The 2,654-nt window shown below is 73.0% G+C and carries 3 protein-coding genes and 1 pseudogene; all 4 read right to left on the bottom strand.

Annotated features, from left to right (window positions below):
* A pseudogene (locus tag FV230_RS27100) lies at positions 1-138 on the bottom strand (acetyl-CoA C-acetyltransferase); the annotation flags it as partial.
* Between the two features lie 282 nt (positions 139-420).
* Positions 421-729: a hypothetical protein gene (locus FV230_RS27095; protein WP_147844574.1), complete on the bottom strand. Its 309-nt coding sequence runs from the start codon at positions 727-729 to the stop codon at positions 421-423.
* A gap of 186 nt (positions 730-915) precedes the next feature.
* Positions 916-2,268 carry an acetyl-CoA carboxylase biotin carboxylase subunit gene (accC, locus tag FV230_RS27090; RefSeq protein ID WP_147729490.1) on the bottom strand — a complete coding sequence of 451 codons (1,353 nt, stop codon included), beginning with the start codon at positions 2,266-2,268 and terminating at the stop codon, positions 916-918.
* 57 nt (positions 2,269-2,325) lie between these two features.
* The coding region (locus FV230_RS27085; RefSeq protein ID WP_348642168.1) for a biotin/lipoyl-containing protein at positions 2,326-2,654 on the bottom strand (329 nt) is incomplete at its 5' end.

The following is a 2,654-nucleotide window of genomic DNA, read 5'->3' as shown; positions in this document are numbered from 1 at the left end:
GGCGGGAAGCCCGGCCCGCGCCACCGCCGCGCGGATCGCCGCGGCGCCGAGCTCCGGGGCCGCCACGCGCGCCAGCTCCCCCTGGAACGCGCCCATCGGCGTGCGCGCCGCCCCCGCGATCACGATCGGATCGGACATCGTCGCCTCCCGTGCCGGCCTTCGCCTGATGCGGCCATTCCAGTCCGGCGGCGGTGGGATGTCCAGCCTGGGTGGTGCGGCGGGCTTGCGCTGCCCACCGCGCCGGCCGTCATGCGTCCGCGTCGCGGCCGGAAACAACGCAGGTCCCCTCTCCCGTGCGGGAGAGGGGGCCGGTCGGCGCCTCGAACGATCTGTCCGGGTCGCCGCAGCGAAGGACGGGAAAACGAAAAGGCCGGCTCCCTTCCGGGAACCGGCCTCACGATCCGCGACGGGCGGAGCGATTCAGCGGGCGGGGCCGCCCGAGGTGGCGCCGGCGTTGGGGGCCATCTTGTTGGTCTGGTCGGCGTTGCCGCCCTTGGCGGAGTCGACGGCACCGGCGCCGGGGGTCGCGCCCATCTCGCCGGCCGGGCGGATGGCGGTGCTGCCGGTGGTCATCGCGCCGCCGGCGCCGGGTGCCGTGTCGCGCGGGCCGCCGGTGGTCTGGCCGGCCTGGGGCACGGCGCGCGAGGGCTGGCCGACGTTGCCGGCATCCTGGGCGAGGGCGGGGCCGGAGATCAGGGCGCCGACGAGGGCGAGGGATGCGAGGCGCATGGAGATCCGTTTCGATGGCGTGCGATGGGACCGAGCAACGGGCGGCGGGCGCTTCCGTTCCGGTTCCACCGGCCGACGCCCCGCATCGCATCCGGATCATCCCCGCGGGATCCTGGATTCGGGCCCGGCTCGAGCCCCGCACGGGCCTGCCGAAGACCGGTTTCGCGCCGATCCGCCGCGACGAGATCAGGCGTCGAGGCCGCCCCCCTCCAGGAAATGCTCGAGCCAGTGGATGTCGTAGGCGCCGTTCTGGACGTCGGGGTTGCGCACCAGGGTGCGGAACAGCGGCAGCGTGGTGTCGACGCCGTCGATGACGAACTCGTCGAGCGCCCGGCGCAGGCGCATCAGGCACTCGTTGCGGGTGCGGCCGTGGACGATGAGCTTGCCGATCAGCGAATCGTAGTGCGGCGGCACGCGGTAGCCCTGGAAGGCGGCCGAGTCGACGCGCACGCCGAGGCCGCCGGGCGGGTGGTAGTAGGTGATGAGGCCGGGCGAGGGCCGGAAGGTCGCCGGGTGCTCGGCGTTGATGCGGCACTCGATGGCGTGCCCCTCGACCTTGATGTCGCCCTGCGCCACCGACAGGGCGCCGCCGGCCGCGACCCGGATCTGCTCGATCACGAGGTCGATGCCGGTGATCATCTCGGTGACGGGATGCTCCACCTGGATCCGCGTGTTCATCTCGATGAAGTAGAACCGCCCGTCCTCGTACAGGAACTCGACGGTGCCGGCGCCGAGGTAGCCGAGCTTGCGCATCGCGTCGGCGCAGATCTCGCCGATCTCGGCCCGCATCGCCTCGTTGAGCGCGGGCGAGCCGCCCTCCTCCCAGACCTTCTGGTGCCGGCGCTGGAGCGAGCAGTCGCGCTCGGCCAGGTGCACCGCGCCGCCGCGGCCGTCGCCCAGCACCTGCACCTCGATGTGGCGCGGGTTGGTGAGGTACTTCTCCAGGTAGACCGCGTCGTCGCCGAACGCCGCCTTGGCCTCGGAGCGGGCCATGCCGAGCGCTTGGCTCAGCTCGGCTTCCGAGCGCGCCACCTTCATGCCGCGCCCGCCGCCGCCGGCCGCCGCCTTGACCAGCACCGGGTAGCCGATCTCGGCGGCGACGCGCTTGGCCTCCTCCGGGTCCTCGATGCCGCCGTCGGAGCCGGGCACGCACGGGATGCCGAGCTTGAGCGCGGTGCGCTTGGCCTCGATCTTGTCGCCCATGATCCGGATGTGCTCGGCCTTGGGGCCGATGAAGCCGATCTCGTGGTGGGCCAGCACCTCGGCGAAGCGCGCGTTCTCCGAGAGGAAGCCGTAGCCGGGATGGACCGCGTCGGCGCCGGTGATCTCGCAGGCGGCGATGATCGAGGGGATGTTGAGGTAGCTGTCGCGGGCGGCCGGCGGGCCGATGCAGACGCTCTCGTCGGCGAGCCGCACGTGCATCGCGTCGGCGTCGGCCGTCGAGTGCACCGCCACGGTCTTGATGCCGAGCTCCTTCGACGCCCGGAGGATGCGAAGCGCGATCTCGCCGCGGTTGGCGATCAGGATCTTGTCGAACATGGCAGGGGCGCTTTCGAGCGGAGGGTGCGCGGTTCGGGTGGGGACAGGCGCGCCCGACTACTCGATGACGATCAGGGCTTCGCCGTACTCGACCGGCTGCCCGTCCTCGACGAAGATCGCGGCCACCGTGCCGGCGCGGGGCGCGACGATCTCGTTGAAGGTCTTCATCGCCTCGATCAGCAGCAGCTTGTCGCCGACCTCGACCCGGGAGCCGACCTCGACGAAGGCCTTCGCCTCGGGCGAGGGGCGCAGGTAGGCGGTGCCGACCATCGGCGACGGCACGGCGCCGGGATGGGTCTTGCCGCGCTCGGGGGCGGCGCCGGGGCCGGGGCGGCTGCGGGGCCCGTCGCCTCGGCTTCGGCGACCCGGTCTCGACAGGCATGGCG

The sequence above is a fragment of the Methylobacterium sp. WL6 genome (genome assembly GCF_008040095.1).
Lineage (GTDB): Bacteria > Pseudomonadota > Alphaproteobacteria > Rhizobiales > Beijerinckiaceae > Methylobacterium.
Note: the sequence above shows the minus strand (reverse complement) of the source record. Positions and strands in the feature narration are given on the sequence as shown.